The sequence below is a fragment of the Rhizobium ecuadorense genome, assembly GCF_001187535.1.
GTDB classification, from domain to species: Bacteria; Pseudomonadota; Alphaproteobacteria; order Rhizobiales; family Rhizobiaceae; genus Rhizobium; species Rhizobium ecuadorense.
Map to the genome: position 1 here is coordinate 1 of NZ_LFIO01000963.1, position 241 is coordinate 241.

Sequence of the window (241 nt, forward strand, 5' to 3'; positions counted from 1 at the left end):
GGCTATGTCGAGGCACCATCCGGAGAGATCGCCGTCTTGCTTGAGGCGCCGGAGAGTTTCGAGCTCCTATTGCCCCTAATCGACGAGTTGCGTCATCGGCGTGACGTGCTTCTTCGTGTCCTAGTGACGCCGCATGCGCTCGCCGCTTCGACGCGCGCCATGATCGAGCGACGGATAATCCCATATGCGCTCGAGGCAGAGACGATTCTTTCTGGGGACGATCGTATCCTGCGTACCGTAG

The 241-nt window shown here is 59.8% G+C and carries 1 pseudogene; it reads left to right on the forward strand.

The window, feature by feature from the left end:
- Positions 1 to 241: pseudogene (locus tag AF337_RS44505) on the forward strand (hypothetical protein); the annotation flags it as partial.